This is a genomic window from Candidatus Poriferisodalis sp., from assembly GCF_965214215.1.
Taxonomy (GTDB): Bacteria; Actinomycetota; Acidimicrobiia; order Acidimicrobiales; family Poriferisodalaceae; genus Poriferisodalis.
The window spans coordinates 111,043-125,049 of sequence record NZ_CBDCBD010000003.1; the positions used below are offsets into that span (position 1 = coordinate 111,043).

General features: G+C 67.8%; 15 protein-coding genes. 11 read left to right on the forward strand and 4 right to left on the reverse strand.

Annotated elements, in window-relative coordinates:
• The first annotated feature begins 2 nt into the window (after positions 1 to 2).
• Positions 3 to 1,172 carry a hypothetical protein gene (locus tag ACOOF5_RS03125; RefSeq protein ID WP_420436529.1) on the forward strand — a complete coding sequence of 390 codons (1,170 nt, stop codon included), beginning with the start codon at positions 3 to 5 and terminating at the stop codon, positions 1,170 to 1,172.
• Complete coding sequence (locus tag ACOOF5_RS03130; protein ID WP_420436531.1) at positions 1,169 to 1,801, forward strand: hypothetical protein; 633 nt, start codon at positions 1,169 to 1,171, stop codon at positions 1,799 to 1,801. The genes ACOOF5_RS03125 and ACOOF5_RS03130 overlap by 4 nt, the downstream gene beginning before the upstream one ends.
• A gap of 8 nt (positions 1,802 to 1,809) precedes the next feature.
• Here ACOOF5_RS03130 and ACOOF5_RS03135 read toward each other — a convergent pair whose 3' ends face one another.
• Together ACOOF5_RS03135 and ACOOF5_RS03140 are read right to left on the reverse strand one after the other, a co-directional pair.
• Entirely contained in the window at positions 1,810 to 2,637 is an 828-nt protein-coding gene (locus tag ACOOF5_RS03135; protein WP_420436533.1) for an NUDIX hydrolase, read from the reverse strand.
• The gene (locus tag ACOOF5_RS03140; RefSeq protein ID WP_420436535.1) at positions 2,634 to 3,284 is read right to left on the reverse strand and encodes a 5' nucleotidase, NT5C type; all 651 of its coding nucleotides are present in this window, start codon (positions 3,282 to 3,284) and stop codon (positions 2,634 to 2,636) included. Before ACOOF5_RS03140 ends, ACOOF5_RS03135 begins: the two co-directional genes overlap by 4 nt.
• Before the next feature lie 98 nt (positions 3,285 to 3,382).
• On the opposite strand from ACOOF5_RS03140, the gene nthB reads away from it, so the two are divergent.
• The 7 genes from nthB to ACOOF5_RS03175 all read left to right on the forward strand — a co-directional run bounded on the left by nthB (position 3,383) and on the right by ACOOF5_RS03175 (position 8,436).
• A complete protein-coding gene (nthB, locus tag ACOOF5_RS03145; protein WP_420436537.1) occupies positions 3,383 to 4,099 on the forward strand; it encodes a nitrile hydratase subunit beta in 717 nt (238 codons plus the stop codon).
• Positions 4,100 to 4,121: 22 nt separating this feature from the next.
• Positions 4,122 to 4,796: a nitrile hydratase subunit alpha gene (gene nthA / locus ACOOF5_RS03150; RefSeq protein ID WP_420436539.1), complete on the forward strand. Its 675-nt coding sequence runs from the start codon at positions 4,122 to 4,124 to the stop codon at positions 4,794 to 4,796.
• A complete protein-coding gene (locus tag ACOOF5_RS03155) occupies positions 4,793 to 5,134 on the forward strand; it encodes a nitrile hydratase accessory protein (protein ID WP_420436541.1) in 342 nt (113 codons plus the stop codon). Before nthA ends, ACOOF5_RS03155 begins: the two co-directional genes overlap by 4 nt.
• A gap of 44 nt (positions 5,135 to 5,178) precedes the next feature.
• Positions 5,179 to 5,718, forward strand: a complete 540-nt coding sequence (locus ACOOF5_RS03160; protein WP_420436543.1) for a UGSC family (seleno)protein — start codon at positions 5,179 to 5,181, stop codon at positions 5,716 to 5,718.
• A gap of 7 nt (positions 5,719 to 5,725) precedes the next feature.
• Complete coding sequence (locus ACOOF5_RS03165; protein WP_420436545.1) at positions 5,726 to 6,850, forward strand: hypothetical protein; 1,125 nt, start codon at positions 5,726 to 5,728, stop codon at positions 6,848 to 6,850.
• On the forward strand, positions 6,850 to 7,350 hold the full coding sequence (locus ACOOF5_RS03170; protein ID WP_420436547.1) for a MaoC family dehydratase: 501 nt from the start codon (positions 6,850 to 6,852) through the stop codon (positions 7,348 to 7,350). Before ACOOF5_RS03165 ends, ACOOF5_RS03170 begins: the two co-directional genes overlap by 1 nt.
• A 93-nt stretch (positions 7,351 to 7,443) precedes the next feature.
• Positions 7,444 to 8,436, forward strand: a complete 993-nt coding sequence (locus tag ACOOF5_RS03175; RefSeq protein ID WP_420436549.1) for an acyl-CoA dehydrogenase family protein — start codon at positions 7,444 to 7,446, stop codon at positions 8,434 to 8,436.
• Here the strand turns inward: ACOOF5_RS03175 and ACOOF5_RS03180 are convergent.
• On the reverse strand, positions 8,433 to 9,275 hold the full coding sequence (locus ACOOF5_RS03180; RefSeq protein WP_420436551.1) for an SMP-30/gluconolactonase/LRE family protein: 843 nt from the start codon (positions 9,273 to 9,275) through the stop codon (positions 8,433 to 8,435). The two genes, ACOOF5_RS03175 and ACOOF5_RS03180, sit on opposite strands and share 4 nt — an antisense overlap.
• Positions 9,276 to 9,688: 413 nt before the next feature.
• On the opposite strand from ACOOF5_RS03180, the gene ACOOF5_RS03185 reads away from it, so the two are divergent.
• The gene (locus tag ACOOF5_RS03185; RefSeq protein ID WP_420436553.1) at positions 9,689 to 11,479 is read left to right on the forward strand and encodes a hypothetical protein; all 1,791 of its coding nucleotides are present in this window, start codon (positions 9,689 to 9,691) and stop codon (positions 11,477 to 11,479) included.
• Between the two features lie 91 nt (positions 11,480 to 11,570).
• Here ACOOF5_RS03185 and ACOOF5_RS03190 read toward each other — a convergent pair whose 3' ends face one another.
• Positions 11,571 to 12,881 carry a cytochrome P450 gene (locus ACOOF5_RS03190; protein WP_420436555.1) on the reverse strand — a complete coding sequence of 437 codons (1,311 nt, stop codon included), beginning with the start codon at positions 12,879 to 12,881 and terminating at the stop codon, positions 11,571 to 11,573.
• A 117-nt stretch (positions 12,882 to 12,998) separates the two neighbouring features.
• Between ACOOF5_RS03190 and ACOOF5_RS03195 the strand changes: the two genes are divergently transcribed.
• Positions 12,999 to 13,982 (forward strand): NAD(P)-dependent oxidoreductase, encoded by a 984-nt coding sequence (locus ACOOF5_RS03195; RefSeq protein WP_420436557.1) that lies wholly within the window; start codon positions 12,999 to 13,001, stop codon positions 13,980 to 13,982.
• Positions 13,983 to 14,007: the final 25 nt, after the last annotated feature.

Here is a 14,007-nt window from a genome sequence, read left to right on the forward strand (position 1 = left end):
CGGTGCCGCCCGAAACCACCGACGACGAGCGGTCCCCATCCGCGCTTCACTCGCCTGAGGAATACCTCGGCGGCATCTGCGGTCGTCACCAGATCGTGTTGCTGGGAGATCAGATCGGGGTGCGCCAGCATCTGCGCTTCTTGGCAGGCAGCCTCTCCGAGCTCGCCGACAACGGCGTGGAGAACCTCGCCTGGGAGTTCACCAACTCGCGCCGGCAAGCCGAGCTCGATGCGCTGGTCGATGGGCCCGACTGGGACAGCCGGGCGTGCGCCGATCTGTTCGTCGATCTACTCGGGATCGGATTCGGTTACCAGGAATATGCTGATGTGCTGCACGCAGTCTGGAGGCACAACGACGCTGAACGCCGCCGAGACGACGACCGCCGGCCCATCCGCGTGATCGCGCTCGGCCTGCCCACCTACGTGGAGGATCCCGACCTGCTCGACGGTCGCTCAGCCGCCGAACTCGGGCTGCGGAACTGGTCGCTCGGCGGGCACTACCGGGACATGTCCGCGTTTCACGCAGCGAGCGTGCTTACTGCGGAAGTGCTGCGCCGGGGACAGCGGGCGCTCGTGTACATGAATGTCGCCGCCACCACGACAGATCTTGTCGAGTGGGTCGACTGCTCGCCGACAACCTCTGCGGGCAACCTGCTGTGGCGCTGGATGAGCGACGGCTGTCGGCGAGTCGTGATTCACGGCGCGCTGTCCGACACCGGGGCCACAGAACGCGTCGAGGAGCTGATCTCACGCTCGCCGGAGGGACGTGGCCGCGCCGACATCCGATTCGGTCTGGACGTGGTGGCCTCGACGCTCGGCAGTGTCGCGATGACGGAGGTGCATGGCTCCCTCGACGGTGTCGACACCGCTCTGCGACTGCGCGACGTGGCCGACGGCTACGTATATCTCGGGCCTCGCGCCGACTGGGAACCGTGCACCCTGATCGACGACCTCATCACCGCTGAGAACTTCGCGAGTGCCGAGGCCCGCTACCGGGCGCTCGATCCCCGCTCGGAGCCCTACAGCCGCGAAGAGCTCGACGAGGTACGTCGCAGCGGGCAGCAGGAGCTGCCGCAGGCGTGGCCGCCTCTGCCCGAACCGCCCGAGGAACCGAAGCGCCGCTTCGCGCGGTTCCGCAAGGGCGGTGGCGCTGACGTCCAAGAGGGTGCGTGAGGGCCGTGCAGCACCGCATCGACGAGATTCCGCTGCCCTCTCCGCCGGCCCGCGGCCGCCTGTTCGTCACCAACTTCTCCGCCGTCGGTCCCGACCCCCAGTCCGCTCTCGACCGTGTGGAAGCCACGTCGCTGGTCTGCCTGCTCACACCCGATGAGATCAGGCTGCGCTATCCCGACTACATCCCGTGGCTGCTGACCCACATGCCGCCGTGGTTGGCGTCGCAGGTCAACCAGGACGACTTGACAGCGACGCTCGCAGAGCATGCCGAGCGGTTCGGGGAGTTCGACCTCGACGAGGTGCGGTTCCGCAGCGACTTCGACGCTCGAGCGCTGTGGCTCCCCACGCCCGACGGGTACGTCACCTTCGACGATGCGCTGATGGGAACTGTCGCCTACGCCAACGATGCGCTCTACCGGGGTTCCAACGTGCTCGTGCACTGCGGTGCAGGAATGGCGCGGACGGCAGTGCTCGGCATTTTGACCATGATCTCCCTCGGCGCTGACCCGTCTGAGGCGCCCACGGATTTCCGCGCCGCTCGCCCCGGCGGCGGCCCGGACGGACCGCCCCAGCAGGACCAGATCGAGCGTCTCATCGATCGGGCCCGCCGCCTGATCCCATTCGACTGACCTCACCTTCAGCCCGCAGCAGCAGCGGTGCCGTCGTGTTCTTCCCAGCGCCAGCCGGAGCGGACCATGATGCAGCGGCGCCGCGGACCGGGCGCATCCAGATCGCCGTCGGGGAAGGCGGCGTCGCCCACGTAGACGGCGACGTTGCCGGGGTCAGTCTCCGGCGACGGGATGATTTCAGTGTGAAAACACTCGTGACCGTTCACGGCGGCCAGCACCTCGGCAGAAGTGCTGAAGCCGCACAGCCACGTGAGGGTGACGAATGTGGGCGTGACGAATTCGATCTCGCCCGCTGCCCGCCGTTCCAGCGCCGCCGCAGGTGACACCCAAGCGTGGTCCAGGATCTCGCTGCCATCGACGCGCACCTCTTCCAGTTCCAACGGTGCCTTGCAGACGAAGAAGTGCGTCGAAAATCGCTTGGGCCGGATCGGCGGCGGCAGCCAGTGGGCGAAGTGAGTCAGCTCAGCACCCGACAAGTCGATGCCTGCCTCCTCTTCGGCCTCGCGTACTGCGGCGGTGCGGTACCCCCGCATGTCGCCCGAATGCAGGCCCGCGGACCCTGTGGCGGTCCGGGGATCGCATGGGCCGACTACGTCGCCGGGCGCAGCCCGGTCGGGAGGATCCACCCGGCCGCCGGGGAACACCCACATGCCGCCGAAGAAGCCCCGCGAATTGCGCCTGAGCATCAGCACCTCGATGTGTGCCCCAACATCGCTGGGGGCGCGATCGAAGCCGTGGCCGGGGGCGGCGGCGGGGGCGGCGTCGCGCAGGACCACCACTGTCGCCGCGTCGATCGGCGGGGGCGGCGTGACCGGTTCGGTCTGGGCACTGCTCATGCCGTATCCAGGGTGCGCCGTTCCAGCCGGTCTGAGCCCGCGTCAATGCCTGGCAACGGACGGGCCACCGCACTGCCGGCCGCCGCCATCAGTTCGACGATCATCTCCTCGACCTCGACCCAGTCATGGGCGCGAGGGGCGGCCAGATCGCTGTTGTACGGCTGGTCGTACACGATGGCATGGCCGCCAGCAGCCCGGATGGCCTCGATGTTGTGCGGCGCATCCTCAATGTGCGCGTCAGCGTTCACCACCGACTTGTCTGCCAGAAAGCAGATGTCCCGGTAGGGAATGCGATAGCGGTCGAGCCACTCCACGGTGTCGCTGACGGTCACCCGGTGGCCCCAGCTCGTGTAGAGCCGGTGCGTCACCAGCCGGATCCACACACCGGCATCGGACAGGCGCCACAGCGCCTCCGAGCAACCCGGCATCGGATCGATGTCGCGGAACATGCGGTAGTCCAGCACCGCGATGCGGTGCAACTCCTCGAAGTCGCCATCGTCGAGGCCCCACTCTTTGAAGCTCCAACTGCGCACGAGGGGCAGGGTGTCCTCACTCACGTTCCGCTCGCGCGCCACCACCCGGCGGAATGCCTCGGTGTGCTGGGCACACACACCGTCGAGATCGACGGCCAGTACGAACTCGGGCACCCCCGCAAGCTAACAACCTGGTCGGCACAGACTCGGGTGATTACGGCTCGCCGTGTCGAACTGCGGCGAGCGCCGCCGCAGATGCAAAGCTGTGGTCGATGCAACTCGGCATTCACGACCTCGGCGGCGCCCCCGGTCACGGACCGGTGCCACACGAACCGGACGAGCTGCCGTTCCACGCCGACTGGGAGCGGCGCGTCTTCGGGCTGTTCGGCACCGTAACCGCCTCAACGGCGCGCCGGCCTGGGGTGTTCCGCCACGCGCTCGAGCGCCTCGACCCAGACGACTACTTCGACCACGGCTACTACGGCCGCTGGCTCGCGGGTTTCGAAGTGCTGCTTGTCGAGCACGGCGTGATCAGTCCCGATGAGATGAACAGCGCGGTGGCTCCCCGAGCACGACTGACTCCCGACGAGGCGTCTAGGGCGTCCCCGGCCCTGCGAGCGGCTCCGTTGGCTCGACGCGACCCGGCACTGATGCCCCCAGACCGCCCCACTGTGGTTCCGGAGCATCGCACAGTGCGGCGCGAGCTGGCAGAAGCCGCCCGCTTCAGCATTGGAGATCAGGTGATGGCCCCAGCGCCGACGCAACCAGGCCACACGCGGCTGCCCGGCTACGTCGTGGGCAAGACGGGCACCGTGGTGAAGCTGCATCCCGCCGAAGTGCTGCCCGACAGCACCGCGCACGACCTCGGCGAGCGGCCACAGCACGTGTACTGCGTGGGATATGACGCCGCGACGCTGTGGGGCGACGGAGCCGATCCGAACGCGACGGTTCACGTCGACCTCTACGAGTGCTACCTGACGGCCGCGTAGACCGACGTCTGAGCGACAGGCAATGGAGGAACCAGAACACATGGGAGACGAGCACACCCACGGCCACCACCACGATCATCACGACGCGTCCTCGCCAGAAATCCGTGTCGAGGCGCTCGAAGACCTGCTGGTCGCCAAGGGACTTGCCGATCCCGAGCGGATCGATGCGACCATCCGGCGCTTCGAGCACGACATCGGTCCGATGGTCGGAGCGCAGCTGGTAGCCCAAGCATGGACTGACTCCGGACTGCGGCAGCGGCTGCTGGCCGATGCCGACGCAGTCGTCGCCGAGATGGGCCTGCGCGGTCCCGAGATCGAGCACATCGAAGTGAAGGCCAACGCGCCGCGCATCCACAACGTGGTCGTCTGCACGCTGTGCTCGTGCTACCCGTGGGCGCTGCTGGGGCTGCCGCCGAACTGGTACAAGAGCCCCGAGTACCGGGCCCGAGTGGTGCGCGAACCCCGCTCGGTGCTCGCCGAGATGGGACTCGAACTCGAGCCGGACACCGAAGTGCGCATCTGGGACTCGAGCTCGGAAACACGGTTCTTGGTGCTGCCTGAGCGGCCGGCGGGCACCGATGACTGGCCGATCGAACAGTTGGCCGGACTCGTCACGCGGGACTCGATGATCGGTGTGGCCCGTGCCGCCGACCCGCAGCGAGTAGCGAGAGCCCGCAATTCGGTGACCCGGTCATGAGCGTCGACCTGCTCGAAGGAACCATGGCCGCGCCGCCGCGGGACAACGGCGAACTGGTCTTCGCTGAGCCTTGGCAAGCCCGGGCATTCGGTCTCGCAACAGACCTTGCCAACGAAGGTCACTTCACCTGGGATGAGTTCCGCGAACAGCTCGTCGCAGCCATCGCCGCCGCTGAGACTGCCGCGGCGAACGGTGCTACCTCCGAGGCGTGGAATTACTACCAGTGCTGGCTTATCGCACTCGAGCAGGCGGTCACCGACAGCGGGCTTGTGGAGCGAAGAACACTCGCTGATCGGGCCGCCCAGTACGCCGAACGGCCATCGGGCCACGACCACTGAGCGCGCCGCACGCGTGCGATCCGCGCGGGTGTCAGACTGTGTGCATGAGCACCCTCACGTTCCACGATCCGCGGGGCGAGGCCAAGACCGCTCCTGAGCCGTACGGCTTGAGCACGCAACTCGATCAGCCGATCACAATCGGCTTGGTCGCCAATGGCTTCCCCGACAGCGTCCGCTTCCTCGACCACGTCGAGAAGGCGCTGGCTGAGCGGCTTCCGGCCGCGTCGTTCAATCGCTTCGACAAGGGCGATGCCTCCTCGGTCGTCGGCGAAGCGATGCTCGACGACATTCGATCCGAGTGCGGTGCGGTCATCGCCGCGTACGGCCATTGAGGCAGCTGCACATCTGGCACCGTGCGTGACAGCATCACCACCGCCCGAGCGGGCATTCCCTCCATTGCACTCGTCACCGATGCGTTCTGGCCCCAGGGCGACTTTGTGGCCGCCGCCACCGGCATGCTGGCAGTTCCCCGCGTCCGTTTGCCGCACCCGGTGGCCGGCAGCGGCGAAGAGGCCATGACCCGGGTGGCCAACGACATCGCGCCGCAGATCATTGCGATCCTGACCGGCGCAGCCTCCAACTGATCCGCCCGTGACCCTCTTGGAGGCCCGCAGCGAGGCCGATGCGCTCGAGCAGTTGCACGCGCTCGGGCTCACCGACGGCCTGCCGGTCGTCATCCCCACCCCTGAGCGGGTGGCCATGATGGCGCTCGCCACCGGTCTCGACCCCGATCTCGAACTGGGCGTCATGGGGCCGGCGCACGGCGTGGCGTCTGTCGAGAAGGTGGCCACCGCCGCGGTGATGGCCGGTTGTCTTACCGATCACATTCCCGTCGTGATTGCGGCCGTCCGGGCTGTGTGCCAGCCCGAGTTCGACCTCACCGAGATGCAGAGCACCACGCACTGCACCGCGCCGCTCATCGTGGTGTGCGGACCCGCTCGGCACCAGTGCGGAGGGGTGGCGTCGGGATTTGGGGCGCTCGGTCCTGGACACCGGGCCAACGCCACCATCGGCCGGGCACTGCGGTTGGCGATGATGAACATCGGTGGTGCCCGGCCGGGCGTGTCGGACATGGCGCTGCACGGTCATCCGGGCAAGTTCACCTACTGCCTCGCGGAGGACACTGAGAACAGCCCGTTCCCACCGCTGCACACCACATATGGCTACGCCGAGGATGACAGTGCTGCGATCGTCGTGGGTGCCGAAGCACCGCATTCGACGTTGTTCACCGGCGATGCGGACAATCCTGAATCGGCGAGCCATCTGCTGAACGTGATCGCTGCCGTCATGGCCAATCCGGGCAGCAACAACGCACACCTGCGACATGGCGCAATCACGGTGATCATGAACCCCGACCACACCAAGGTGCTGGCCCGTGCGGGGCTGACCCGCGAGGACATTCAGGCCGAATTGTGTGCCCGTGCAACCAACACCGTGGCCACGCTTGCCCACGTGGGTTCGGTCTTCCACGTCGACCACGAAAGGCCGTCTGACGAGCTGATCCCGATCTTGACCGATCCCAGCCGCATTGTGGTGTTCCAAGCGGGCGGCAAGGGCCTCTACACGATGGTGATGCCGTCATGGTGTGCCGGCCCCCACCAGAACCCGGTGGTGCACGCCGAGATCGATCTCGACCAGGCCTGCGAGGTGCCTTGGGCCGAGACGCTCGGCGTCGGCCAATTGGAAACAGCCGACGTCGCCGGAGGACCAGCCTGATGAGTGATGCGCCCCGCCCCCATGGCGGACTGTGGTTCGAGGAGCTGACGCCGGGGCTGGTGATCCACCATCGACTGCGCCGCACCATCACAGAGGCCGACAACGTCATGTTCACCACCATGACGATGAACCCCGCGGCGCTGCATCTCGACTTCGAGTACGCCCGCACCGAAACGCAATTCGGCAAGCCGCTCGTGAACTCGATGTTCACTGCGGCGGTCGTCGTTGGCATCTCGGTCCACGAGACAACTCACGGCACCACGGTCGCCAACCTGGGATTCGAGCGTATGGACTTCCCCGCGCCGGTCTTTCATGGCGACACGCTGCGGGTCGAGAGCGAGGTCGTGTCGGCTCGCGCCTCGAAGAGCAAGCCCGACCAGGGCATCGTGCTGTTCGAGCACCGCGCCTACAACCAGGACGACACGCTCGTGGCCATCATGCGCCGCAACGCGCTCATGTGGTGCCAGCCCGCGGAATCCGTGCCTGCAGTTGACGGCTGAGCACCCAGCGGCGGCAGCGTGGGACGCGGCCGGGGCGCGGCTGGTTCACTCGTGAACGCCATGGGCTCACGCCTATCGCCGGATCCGGGCACGATGCAGGCGAGCGCACAACGACTCGCGGATGAGGTGCTGTTTGAGCGCGCCCTGGATGTGGACGCGTCCGGCGAAGTGCCCGAACCGAACCTGGATCTCATGCGCGACGCGGGCCTCTACGGGTTGTGGGCGCCTGCCGATGTGGGCGGCTGCGGCTTCGACGAACTCGAGCGGCTGCCGGTGCTCGAAGCTCTGGCGAGCGGCTGCCTCACGACGGCGTTCGTGTGGGCGCAGCACGGCGGGGGCTCGGCGAATGCTGCACGGACGCCGCCTGGCTCGGCTCTGCATGAGCAGTGGGCCGCAGCACTGGCAACCGGCGAGCGACGCAGCGGCGTGGCCTTCGCGCATGTGCTGCGTCCCGAACCGTGCCTGTTTGCCGAGCGCTCCGGCGATGGCTGGCTGCTGCGGGGACTAGCACCGTTTGTCACTGGGTGGGGCCACATTGACGCGGTGCTGGTTGCCGCCCACGACGCCGACCGGCTGGTGTGGATGCTGATTCCTGCGATCGAGGCACGCACGCTGACTTCACACCGCTTGCGGCTTGCCGCTGTGGATTCGTCGGTCACGGTCGAGCTGCGCTTCGACGGTCACGCCGTCGGCGACGAACAGGTCATCGAGGTGGTCCGCTACGACGATTGGCTGGCTGTCTACCGCCAGGGGCTGCGCACCAACGGCGCGCTGATGCTGGGTGTGGCGTCGCGAGCACTCACGCTGCTCGGCCCGTCCCCGCTCGACGCCGAGGTCGACGCGGCGCGCGTCGCCTTGCACGCCGCCGACGTGGACGACATGGCTGAGTGCCGCGCACAGGTCGGCTATGTCGGCATCCGTGCCACGAGCGCGCTGGTGTCGTCGGTCGGCGGGCGGGCCATCACCATCGGCCATCACGCACAGCGTCTCGCCCGTGAGGCCCTGTTCCTGCTGGTGCAAGGACAGACGGCCGACATCCGAGCGGGCCACCTCCGCCGCCTCGGCGCGACAGAACCAGGGCGCTAGGGCAGGCCGGCGCCGGGAATGTCGACCCGGACGGTCTCGATCCGACCCTGTGGAGGCTGATCGGCTGCCGGCCGCGACGTCGGTGCGGTGACCATGTACAGGGTGCGGCGATCATCGTCTCCGAGCATGCAGGCGAAGCAGTTCAGTTCCAGCTCGATGACATCGGTGACCTCGCCGCCGTCGACCACGCGGAAACAGGACGCATTGAGCGGATCGGCGACCCAGATGCCGCCGGCTTCGTCCAAGCAGATGCCGTCGGGCACGCGTTCGCCCAGCTCTGCAAAGGTGCGCCGACCGGTCAGCGAGCCGTCGGGCTCGATGTCGAAAGCGGTCATGCGCCGGCCGTAGCTCTCGGCGACAACCATGTGGCGCCCGCTGGGATCGATGACTGTGCCGTTCGGGAAGTCGAAGCCATCTGGTCCTGGCCGTGCCGTCCCGTCGGCGGACACGATGGCGAGGGTTGCCTGCGCGAATGTCTCCCCCGCTCCGTCGTCGAACCCGAAGTTGCCGACGTACGCGGTGCCATCGGCTGCAACCACCATGTCATTGCACGGGCCGCCTGCAATGGGAGACAAGTCGGCATGCAGCGACTCGTTGCCGTCAGTATCGAGGCGTCGCAGCTGTCGGTCCAGCATCGAGACGAACAGCAAGTCACCGTCCGGCAGCCAGCCCAGCCCAGACGGCTGGGTCGGCACGGTGTGGATCAGCTCCTCGTGGCCGTCCGGCGTGACCGTGAAGATGCCTTGGCGGTAGAAGTCGGAGTACCAGAGCTTGCCGGCACGCCAGCGTGGGCCTTCCCCGAATCGCAGCCCGGTCACCACCACATCAGTCGTCGTCATAGCCGCCGACGCTACTGCGCGGCCTCGGCAGGATCAGGTGGAGGTCGGGTGACCTGGGGATCTGGTCTGCTCTGTGACAGGCGCAGTCGATTCACCGGGCGAGCGCCGCGACAGGGACCACACAGACTCCGTCAGGGCGCCGACAGCTGTAACCGGTTGCCGTGACCACCAGCGATCCGAAGAGCAGGCCCAGCGTCTCAGGATCATCAAGCAGCCTGTGGGTGTCGCACCAACACCGAGGCCGCGGTCAAACTGCTGAGACGGCTCTGCGAATGAGCCTCCCGCACTACCCTGAACTGACGCCTTTCCTGCATTCCAGCCTGGATGCAAAGCCAACAGTTCGACGGCGCGCCGTGACCTAGCCGCGCAAGGAAATGGCGCAATCCGAAACGCTGTCCCCGAGAGCACGGCAGATGATTCATCCGGAGAAGGACACCTCCGCGACCGTCGCCCGCGTCGCCGCAGCCGTGCTCGCAGCAGCCGCGCTTATCGCAGCAGCCTGCGGTACCGACACGACACCCCCAGCCGGAGACGGCTCGGCACCGCCGGACAACGCTGCGGAAGCGACCGACCACGGCGACCTGGCCGAAGACGGCGAGACCGACGGCTCGGCATCCGGCACGACGGCTGCTGAGCCTGCCGACCTGTCAGGCAAATTCTCCGCCGTCACCGGTAACGGCAACGATGGGTGCGCAACACGCGACAGCGGCAGCCTCGCCTGCTGGCGCTGGGACCGCTACAGCGGTGCTTTGGTGAGAGCCGATCTGCCCGTGTCGGGCAAGTTCACCGCCGTCACCGGCGACGGCGACGAAGGGTGCGGGCTACGCATCAGCGGCGGCCTCGCCTGCTGGCGCTGGGATATCGGCAGCGGAACGGCGGTGAACGTAGCTCTGACCGTGTCTGGCACTTTCACCGCCGTCACCGACATCCGCAGGGCCGGGTGGGGGTGCGCGGTGCGCGACAGCGGGAGCCTCGCCTGCTGGGAGTGGGACCCCGACATCGGAGCGCGCGGGGCTGCGGTGAGCTTCGATCTGCCTGTCACAGGCACCTTCACCGCCGTGACCGGCAACAGCCGGGACGGGTGCGGGCTGCGCGACGACGGCACCCTCACCTGCTGGGAGGGGTTCAGCATCGGAACGCGCGGGATTGAGCGGAGCTTCAATCCGCCCGTAACGGGCAAGTTCGCCGCCGTCGCCAGCGTCGAGTGCGGGCTGCGCATCGACGGCAGCCTCGCCTGCTGGGACGAAAACAGCGAAGTCGATCCGCCCGTGACAGGCACCTTCACCGCCGTGTCCGGCAACCGCGACTACGGGTGCGCAGTGCGCGACGACGGCAACCTCGCCTGCTGGGACTGGAACGGCGGGGTCGAACTGCCCGCGCCGGGCACGTTCACTGCCGTGTCTGGCAGCGGCCAGGGCGGGTGCGGGCTGCGCGACGACGGCACCCTCACCTGCTGGGACAACGACCGATACAGCGATCGTCCGGTGGGCGTCGATCCGCCCGTGACAGGCACCTTCACTGCCGTGTCTGGCGACGGCAGTGTCGGCGGGTGCGGGCTGCGCGTCAGCGGCACCCTCGCCTGCTGGGGATTTAGCGCCGGAGTCGAACTGCCCGCGAAAGGCAGGTACACCGCCGTCACCGGCGACTGGTGGGACGGATGCGCTCTGCGCGACAACGGCAGCCTCACCTGCTGGGAGGGCGGCAGCAGCGCTCTGGCGAGCATCGATGCGCCTGTGAAGGGCAAGTTCGCCGCCGTGTCCGGCGACGGCAACGTCAGCGGTTGCGGGCTGCGCGTCAGCGGCACCCTCGCCTGCTGGACTCCGAGCGGCGAAGTCGATCTGCCCGTGACAGGCACCTTCACCGCCGTGTCCGGCAACGGCGACTACGGGTGCGCGGCGCGCAACGACGGCACCCTCGAATGCTGGGACTACAACCTCTACAGCGATCGTCCGATAAGCGTCGATCCGCCCGTGACGGGCAAATTCGCCGCCGTGTCCGGCGACCACTGGCGCGGGTGCGGGCTGCGCGACGACGGCGGCCTCGCCTGCTGGACTCCGAGCGGCGAAGTCGATTTGCCCGCGAAAGGCGCGTTCACTGCCGTCATCGGCGACGGCTGGGACGGATGCGGGCTGCGCAACGACGGCAGCCTCGCCTGCTGGGAGGGCGGCAGCATCGCTCCGGTCAGTGTCGATCCGCCTGTGTGAGCCTGCTGCAGGCCGCCGAGACTGCTCGGCACGCTCGACAACAAAAGCCTCGTCTGCTGGGGCAACGACGGTTGAACGACGTCGGGCCCGGTCAGCTCAGCGGGGCCACCATTTGGTGCTTGATGGGGCCGACGTGCAGGTGGCCGATACGAGACTGGATGCCATCAAGTTGCAGGCCGTCCAACAGTGGCGCCACGACCCGGAAGAACGCCCGCAGCTCCCAGCGGGCCAAATGCACGCCGAGGCAGAAGTGAGCGCCGTGGCCGAAGGCGACATGGTCGTTGGGAGTGCGCTGGATGTCGAAGCGGTAGGGCTCGGGGAACTGGCGCTCGTCCCGATTGGCCGACGGGTACCACACGCCGACGTGCTCCCCCGCCTTGATCGTGTGGCCCCGAAGCTCGGTGTCTTTGGTGCAGGTGCGAGCGAACTGGATGACCGGAGATGTCCAGCGCAGGATCTCTTCGACCGCGGTCTCAACGGCATCGGGGTCGTCGATGCGTGCGTTCAGCAGGTCGAGCTGGTCCCGGTGCTCGAGCAGCGCTATGACCCCGCCGCTGGCCGCATTACGGGTGGTTTCGTTGCCGGCGGCGATCATCAGCCGCAGGTAGCCGACGAGCTGCTGGGGCGTCAGCGGCCCCGATTCGATCTCGGACCGAAGCAGGATGCTCACCAGATCCCGGCCCTCGGTCCCGTCGCGTCGACGCTGGGCGATCAGCTCGCCGATCCACGTGTCGAACTCGCGGATCATGCGCGCACGCATCTCGTCGCGAGGCTCTCCGGGCCGGCAGAACCGCTCCAGATCGGGATCGTCGAACAGCACCGAAGTCCAAGCGTGCACCTGCTCCCAGTCGTCGGCCGACACGCCGACCATCTCGCAGATAGCTGCCAGCGGCAGCTTCACCGCCAGGTCCTCCACCACGTCGGCGGTCCCGGTCTCGGTGACCTTCGCAATGAACTCGTCCGCGAAACGCTGGGCATGCAGCTCCAGTGACTCGGACCGTGCGCGCATCGCCTTCGGGGTGAACTCCGGCACTACCAGCCGGCGCAGGTCCCAATGGTCGGGACGGTCCTTGAAGATGAAATCCGGCGGCTCGTCGGGGTCCCAGCCGATCTCGATGGCGCGCTGGCGGTACTTCGTCCAGAAGCGAGCATCTCGGTCGGCGTCGGCCAGCCGCAGGCGGCCTCCGCCGTTGATGAAGGTCTTGTTCTGGCCCGACACCCACTTCACGTCCTCATAACGGGTGATCGCCCAGAACGGCACGATGTTGTCGCGCACGTACCAGTACACCGGCGCCTCGTCGCGCAGCAGATCCCACTCGGCCCACGGGTAGCCCACAGCGGCATAGCGCTCGGTGTCGTGAATGACCGCCTCGTCAACGTGCATGGAAGTCGCCTCGCTCACCGACCGGCACCATCGGGGGCACCTGAATCAATCAGGTCCACGGTAGCGAGCCGGCCGGAGTCGATGCCGGGGCGTTCAGACCCGATGACCTTCCGCCAGCGGCGCAATACTGACGCCATGGAAGATCAACCGGCAGAACTGCCGTTCGTGTGGTTTGACCGGCCCGCCGGCAGGCTGCAACGAGAATTGCTCGACGGCCGAGCAGAGATTCTCGACGTGCGCGGCGACGACCCGCTGGAAGGCATCGACCAAGCAGATGGCGCGATCGTCGGCGCTGCGATCCGCTATGACCGCACCGTCTATGAACGCGCACCGAACCTGCGCGTGATCGCTCGCGCTGGCATCGGCTACGACAACCTGGACCTCGACGACGCCACCGCGTTCGGCATCGCAGCGTGCAACACCCCCGACGGCCCGACGATCTCCACCGCCGAGCACGCCGTGGCGCTGATCTTCGCGGCGACCAAGGGCGTGCGCGAATCCGTCGACCGTCACGAAGCCGGCGAAGGCAACTACTGGGCCCGCCACGGACACCTCGAACTGGACGGCTCGACGCTCGCATTGCTCGGTCTCGGGCGCATCGGGGGCTACGTGGCACGAGTGATGTCCGCCGTCGGCATGAATCTCGTGGCCTACGACCCCTACGCCGCTGACGAGCGCTTTGTCGAGCTGGGCGCCCGGCGGGCAGCCACGCCCGCCGAGGCCATCGCCGAGGCCCATGTGGTGTCGGTGCACGCACCGCTGAGCGAAGCGACCCGTCATCTGGTCGACGCGGAGCTGCTGGCGGCGATGCGCGAGGGCGTGTATTTCGTGAACACCTCCCGCGGCGGCCTCGTCGATCAGGACGCGTTGGTGGCCGCTCTGAATTCAGGACATGTGCGCGGCGCCGCGCTCGATGTCAGCGAGCCCGAGCCGCTGCCGCCCGATCACCCGCTGATGGGCCGCCCCGACGTGGTGGTCACCCCACACGTCGCTTCCGCCACAGTCGCCGGTCGCACCCGCATCTTCACCCACGCTGTGGACGAGGTGATGGCAGCGCTGGGGGGAAGCCAGCCGCCCAACATGCTCAACCCCCAAGCCTGGCCAGGCCGCAACGCCTGAGACGGCGCATCACCTCCGCCGCTGC